Here is a 6,753-nt window from a genome sequence, read left to right as displayed (position 1 = left end):
AAATTGACAGAGCACGGCGAAAAAGGCAACTTTTATTTGCGGATAAGCACTAAGCGCCGCCTGCCGTGTACTCGGTGGTTAATGGCCACCAGCGGTGTCGATCTATTCCGGGAACACTTGGCGATACACGGAACGGATCCGCTGGCGATAGGTGGCGATGGCCTGACGGAATTCATCCGGGGTGGCAAAGCCGCAACGGACGGAGACGCGGTAGTATGGCGCGGGATCATCAGGAAGTTCGGTTTCCCCCTCGTAGCTCCAACGACGCAAAATGCCTTCCACCCGGCGTAATTTGCAGTAGTTTTCGATCAGTTGGGTGGCCGCTTCGCGCGGCAGTAATCCCTGGGTACGGACGAGTTCGAGCGCGGTAAGCGTGTTGGCCTGCTGGAATCCGTGTTCCAAACTCAGCGTCTGGGCGATGAACTCGGCATCCATCAGGCCGCCGCCGCCGGTTTTAATGGCCAGCGCGTCTTTGCCGGCGGGAGTGCGCTCTTTTTCAATGCGCAAACGCATTTTTGCAATCGCCGTCTTCCATTGCGGCGTGAAGGCGGCCAGCGGCAAGCTCGGCTGGCTGAAGTGGGTTAACACCTTGGCCAAGGTAAAAAAGCTTTGTCCGGTTTGCGGATCGCCGGCGACGGGACGCGCGCGGGTAAGCGACTGGATTTCCCACAGTTGGGCGCGGCGGCGGTAATACGCTTCATACGCGGGGAGGGTGTTGACCAATAACCCTTTTTCTCCGTCTGGCCGCAGCCGTGCGTCGGTGCGGAATACGATGCCGTGTTCGGTTTGTTTGGATAACAAATCCAGCACTTCGGCGGCCAGTTTCTGCGCCGATTGCAGGTTTTTAGTTTTGGCGGGTGCCACGAACACCACATCCAGATCGGAACCGTAGGTCAATTCATTGCCGCCCAGTTTTCCCAGACCGATGATGGCAAACGGTGCCTGCTTCAATCTGTGCCGCACAAGCACGGCTTCGAGGGCGTATTGCAAGCAGGCTTCGGCAAGTGCCGATAGTTCCGCCAGATTATGCTCGAAGTCCGCCAGTCCGAGGATGTCACGCAAACCGATGCGCATGAATTCGACCTCATGATACCGGCGCAGCCACACGTGTTGATCCTTGTCTCCCCGGCCATGCCGCAAATCTTCCAGGGTTTGCGCGGCGGTTTTGCTGCGGCGCAGGTGGCCGCTGATCATCAGGTCGTCCACCATATCAGGCGTGCGAATGGCGGTTTCCGCGAGAAATTCCGACCGATCGAACAGCAATACCAGCAAGTCGAATAGAGAGGCATTGTGGGTCCATAGCTCGAACAGCGTCGCTCGCGATCCGTACGCTGCAATGAAACTGTCCAGGCGCGCCAACACGCGATCCGGATCGGACAAGGTATTCGGTTCCAGGTTGAGGATGCGGCCTTGCGCATCCTTGCGCGGGCATAATTTGAAGAGGCGTGGCAGGAGGCCGCGCCCCAGTTCTTCGGTGCGCGTCGAGACGTGGATGTAACCCGGCCCGCGAATGAATTCCGTGATGCGCTTAAACGCCGTATCCGGCTCGCGGAAACAGCACTGGGTCAGGAGTTCCTGCCAAGCTGGTTCGGAACCCTCAAAGCTGGGTGGCAGATGGGTTTCAGGCAACGGTGATCCGGCATGGGCGGCGGCAAATTGCCGGTCATACAGCTCGCGAACCCGGTTCGTGTGTCGCCGCAGCGTTTCATTGAATTGGCGCAAGGTTTTGAAACCCATCAACCGGGCGAGCCGCAGTTGCTTTTCCGGATCCGCCGGGATGCTGTGCGTCTGCCGGTTCTGGTCCATCTGCAACCGATGCTCGACATCGCGCAGAAAGGTATATGCCTCCGAAAGATCGCGGGCGTCCCGTTCCGGCAACAGATGGTATTGGACCATTTGGGAAAGCGTGGGCAGGGTTTGAGAACCTTGCAGGAACGGTTGGCGTCCGGCGTGCAGCAACTGATTCATCTGTGCGATGAATTCGATTTCGCGGATGCCGCCGCGGCCCAGCTTCACGTTCCGATCCAATTCCCCCTCGCGCACCACTTCGTCTTCAATGCGCTGCTTCATGGCCGCCATTTCATCCAGGAATCGCGGGCTGATGGAACGCGGGTAGCGGAACGATTGGGCCATCTCGCCAAACTCGAATGCCAGACCGGAATCCCCGGCGACACACCGCGCCTTGATGAGCATCATGCGCTCCCAGGTTTGTCCCCACTGCGCGTAGAAGTTCTCGTAGCTCTCCAGGGAACGGGCGAGCGGCCCGGCCTTGCCCTCCGGGCGCAATCGCAAATCAATCCGGTAGAGTTGTCCCACTGCCGTGGTGCGCCCCACTTCGGCGGCAAACGATTCAGCCAGCCGGATGAAAAACTGGTGGCTGGTCAGCCCCTTGCTTTCCTTGGCATTCTTTTCCGGCGGGGTTTTGAACAGGCTGCCCTCTTCCTCATAGACGAAGATGACATCCACATCCGAGCTGTAATTCAACTCCTGACCGCCCAGTTTGCCGAGTCCCAGCACACAGAACGCGGTCGGCTGCCAGGGGCCTTCTTCGGCGGGGCGATGAAATGGCTGCCCGAGGCGCTCGCTGAGTTGCCGGTGGCAAACACGGCATACCGCACCCAGGCACACGTCCGCCACATCGGATAGTTCACGGGTGATCTCCAGGGTGTGCGAGAGGCGCGCCAGATCGCGGGCCGCAATGCGGATCATCTCCCGCTGTTTAAAGCCGCGAATGCGTTCCAAGGCCTGTGCATAATCGTGTCCGGCCAGCAACGGTTCCAGCCAGGCATCCACTTCGCGGCGCATGGCTCGTTCCCGGCAGGGGTGGGCCAGCAGCTCAACCGCAAGCGCCTCGGTGAACCACTCCGGATGATGTTGCAGCGCTTCACACGCCGCTTGCGAGCCGCTAAACAATGCCGCGAGGATGCGGCATTGCTCTTCCCCGGCTTTGGCCAGCCATGGCCCGGCGCTGGTGGGCAACAGCACTTCCAGCCAATGTTTCGCCCGCTCCGGATCGGGAGACTGCTTGACGGCCTTTGCCCAGTGGGTGTTGCGCATGGCTAGTGACAATGATTCAGTGGCTCGGGGAATGGCCCGCGCTCACCCACTTGCGTAGCCGTCGAGGTAAGGAGACGGATAATTTCGCAATCTCGGGAATCCGTCTCCTTACCTCGACGGCTACTTGGTGAGGGTGTAATGCACTCACTGGACGCGTTCCACTTCCACCGGACCGATGTTCTCCACCGTGGCGGGCTTGAGTCCGGTGAACAGCCCGCGCCAGAATCCGAAGCCGTAAAACACGTGGGTGGCCACCAGGAACGGTATGGCCAGCAGGCTGCGTCCGGACCCCATGGATTTCGCGGAAACCACAGTTTGCCCAAGCAACGCCAGTCCGTACAAACCCAGCGGCAAGGCGGCCCAAGGCAGCCAGGCTGGCGCGCTTATGGCCAGCGCCAGCAAGGCCGCCAGATACAAACAAAACAATGGCGGCACGAAATTCAGAATGGAACCCGGCGTGGGATGCAGCCGGAACTGTTCGGCGCGGCCCCGGCCATAATTGAACAGCATCCGCAGGAAGGCCTTCAGCGTGGGGCGCGGGCGGCGGAGCGCAATGAATTCCGGATCGTACATCAGCTTCCCGCCGTGCTGTTGCAGCGCGTCCATCAGGGCGTTTTCCTCGTTCGGATACAGCGATTCATCAAAGCCGCCCAGCTTCAGCACTTCCTCGCGCCGAGCCATGAGGTTGCAGAGGATCAATTCCTTTTCCGTGGTGGCACGCGGCTGGCCCACGCTGGTGTAGCGGGCACGGCTCGGGCCAAACGCCAGCGCGCTGGCCAGGCACACCGCGAAGACTCGTTCCAGCAAGGGCGCTTCCGGCGGGCAAATATTCGGCCCGCCCACCATTTGCGTGGCGGGCTGTTTGAAATATTCCAGGGAACGCTTCAGGTTGGCGGGTTGCGGCAGGGCGTCGTCATCCAGGAAATAAACCAAGTCGCCACGCGCCGCCCGCAGGGCGTGATTGCGCTGCACGGCGGGCTGGCGTCCGCGCGTCACCAGGATTTCGACTTTCTCCTTCGGATAATCCAGCGCCTTGGCGGCGTCCAATGCCAATGGTTTCCCGGCACCCGGTCGGGTGGGGATGATGACGGTTACCGTTGGCAGTTCGTGCTGCACGCGGTCAAACTACCGAATCTCCCGCTCCCGTGCAACCTTTGGAAATGGAATCGCTCAAAGCTTCCACGGCTTGCGCATCGTCCGCGCCTTGAGGCGGCTGTTGGCTTCGGAATCCTTGATGAACTTCTCCTGCTTGGGATCAAACGTCAGCGGGCGCTTCAGGCGGCTGGCAATGTCGCCAAGCTGGCACATCGCATCCGAACGGAACGCTTCCTCCACCGGCGCCACCGTCGGCTTCCGGCTCTTGATGCTGTCCAGGAAATCCCGCACGTGGTTCACACTCTCCTTGAGCCGCACCTTGAACGTATCCGGCTTCTCCGTGGCCAGGTGCTCCGGGTACGTCACGATCTTCGCGCGATCCACCAGCACCCACCCATTCGTTCCCTCAAACGTCGTGCCGTGCTTTTGCAGCGCCCCGAACCGCTGCTTGAGTTCCGCCTCATGCGGCCAGGGCTCCGTGATTTGCGTGCCGCGAATCTGCGGGTTCGGCGTCCCTGCGAAGTTCAGCGTCACCCCGCTGGCGAACTTGTAATTGATATCCCACGTCGTGGCGGTGTCCGAGACGCCCTCGGTCGAGTAATGCGCCTGCCCCGCGATCTCCACGGGGCCGTCCAGCCGCGTGTCGCCGCCCCACATCGCGATATCCATGGGGTGAATCCCCCAGCCGGTGATGAACCCGTACGTGTAATCGGAAATAAACCACCACGTCTTCCGGTCCCCGGCGGCGGCGCAGCGATCCTCCGTGTACGGCTTGAAGGGGGCGGGCCCGAGCCAGAAATCATAATTCAAGGTCGGGGGCACCGGCACCTCCAGCTTCGAACCGCCGGCGGAACTGCCCGGCGCCCAGACATTGATATGCTTCAACTCCCCGATCAACTGATTGCGCACCAACTCGCAGGCCAGCCGGAACTTCCGGTCAGACCGTTGCTGCGTGCCGAACTGGAACACGCGTTTATATTTCTGCATCGCCTCGCGCAACGCCTGGCTTTCCGCCAGCGAACAACTCATCGGCTTCTCCATGTACACATCCTTGCCCGCCTTCGCGGCGGCCATGGCGATGAGCACATGCCAATGATCCGGCGTGGCCACCAGGCAGGCGTCAATATCCTTTCGCTGCAACAACTCGCGGAAATCCCCATACGTCTTGCAATCCTGATTCTGATACGCCGTGTTCACCAGGCCGGTCGCCTGTTCCAACTGTTCCTGCTTCAAATCGCACAGCGCCACGACCTGCGCGTCCTTTTGCCCCAGGAACCCGCGCATCACCCCGGTGCCTTGCGGCCCGAGGCCGATGCAGCCCACCGTCGTCCGGTTGCTGGGGGCCACCTGGCCCTCCGCACCGAGGGCGGAGGAAGGGATGATCTTGGGGAACACGGCGGCGGCGATGGCGGCGCCCGCGGCGCGTTGCACGAATACCCGTCGGGTAAATCCAGTATTGGTTTTCATAAATTCAAAGTTCGGCGTCAACGCCGCCAATATGCGTTTCCACCGCCCGCATTTCAAGCGGCAAGTTCAGGCAAGGGGAAAGCGGGGGAATGGTGAATGTTCGGCCTCACTGGTGCTGCGTCAGTGGCGTCCGGTGCTGAAACACATTGCGATGTCGGCGTTCAGTGCTGACCAATGTTTGTGATTTTGAATAGGTCCCTGAGCCTGAGGTGACCAGCGACAACAGAGCAAATTGCGGGGAGTACATCCAAATTAGAGGTGCGAAGGAGACGACCTAGCGAGCGGAACCTGGCATTGCCCTGGCCGTTCGTGCGAAAGCGATAGATCCTCGACGAGCCTCCGTCGGCTGTCTCAAGGTTTTCGGTCAAGAAAACTGGTCCATCCGAATTCGCTCGGAGCATGAGGATAATCAGCAACAGAACCGGCGCTACCGAAATTAGCACCGCGAGGGCCAATAAACGTTCAAACAGTGGCTTTGCAAGTGACATGTGTGCGTACGTTACCAGTCTTCTTGAACGCCCTTTTCGTTCATAGTTTCCGGTGGCCAGTTGGTTTTCATGGTGCCGACCATCCCTAAAAAGGCCCCTCGGGTCAATGCGGAACAGTCGCTGAGGACGGTGAATTTGTCGCCGAACGAATCGGCTGGCTCCCGTTCGCTGGATATTCTGGTTGGTTTTCAGTCGCTTCAAAACCGCTTACAGCTATTAATGCACACAACACTCCACATAAAATAGCGCCCGCCCACAGCCATATCCAACACCGATCTGGGGCGGCCGGATGTGCCACTCGCCACCGGTCGTAAAGGTAACCATATCCTAAAACAAAACCAAATATCATGAGCATGATTGGAAGAAAGACCAACCCAATTACCGGTTTATCAAGATAGCAAAATACTAGCCCACACACCATGCCCAAGCTAACTTGAAAAAAACGCTGCCGTGCCCGGATTCGTATGCTGTTTGCATCTCGAAGTTCGACAGTTTCGAGTAGTAATCGTAGGATTTTCATGTGCGTATCGCTTTTGCCTCAACAGTTTTCTTGAACGCCCTTCGCGTTCATGGTTTTTCCGGTAGCCAGTTGGTTTTCATGGTGCCGACCATCCCTAAAAAGGCCCCTCGGGTCAATGCGAAAAGG

Annotated in this window: 3 protein-coding genes; all 3 read right to left on the bottom strand. The window is 59.4% G+C overall.

Annotated elements, in window-relative coordinates:
- Nucleotides 1-102: 102 nt before the first annotated feature.
- On the bottom strand, nt 103-3,057 hold the full coding sequence (glnE, locus tag WCO56_28290) for a bifunctional [glutamate--ammonia ligase]-adenylyl-L-tyrosine phosphorylase/[glutamate--ammonia-ligase] adenylyltransferase (GenBank protein ID MEI7733504.1): 2,955 nt from the start codon (nt 3,055-3,057) through the stop codon (nt 103-105).
- A gap of 144 nt (nt 3,058-3,201) precedes the next feature.
- On the bottom strand, nt 3,202-4,173 hold the full coding sequence (locus tag WCO56_28285) for a glycosyltransferase (protein ID MEI7733503.1): 972 nt from the start codon (nt 4,171-4,173) through the stop codon (nt 3,202-3,204).
- A gap of 54 nt (nt 4,174-4,227) precedes the next feature.
- Complete coding sequence (locus WCO56_28280; GenBank protein ID MEI7733502.1) at nt 4,228-5,619, bottom strand: Gfo/Idh/MocA family oxidoreductase; 1,392 nt, start codon at nt 5,617-5,619, stop codon at nt 4,228-4,230.
- Nucleotides 5,620-6,753 lie beyond the last annotated feature (1,134 nt).

The organism is Verrucomicrobiota bacterium, from assembly GCA_037139415.1.
Classification (GTDB): domain Bacteria; phylum Verrucomicrobiota; class Verrucomicrobiia; order Limisphaerales; family Fontisphaeraceae; genus JBAXGN01.
Note: the sequence above shows the minus strand (reverse complement) of the source record. Positions and strands in the feature narration are given on the sequence as shown.